The organism is Caulobacter sp. HJHS_5, assembly GCF_056683955.1.
Window position 1 is genome coordinate 1 of sequence record NZ_JBWZNC010000020.1, and the last position, 289, is coordinate 289.

Annotated in this window: 1 protein-coding gene; it reads left to right on the forward strand. The window is 69.6% G+C overall.

Going from position 1 to position 289, the window contains the following annotated elements; genetic code table 11:
- On the forward strand, positions 1–289 hold a 289-nt coding region (locus ACFLIT_RS17855; RefSeq protein WP_479912618.1), incomplete at both ends, for a cadherin repeat domain-containing protein.

Consider the following 289-nt stretch of genomic DNA (forward strand, 5'->3'; position numbering starts at 1 on the left):
GGGCGGTGTCGACGGATGTCGTGGTCGGGGTGAGCGACGTCGACGAAGCGCCGACGGCCGTGACGGTCAGCAACCTGGCGTCGCTGGCGGAGAACACCGCGGCCGAGACCCGGCTGGCGGACGTGGCCATCGCCGATCCGGACACCGATCCGGCCAAGCGCGTCTACACCTACAGCGTCGACGACGACCGCTTCGCGGTGCACGACGGCGGACTCTATCTGAAGGCCGGCCAGACGGTCGACTACGAGACCCAGCCGACGATCCCGCTGACGATCACCGCCACCAGCAG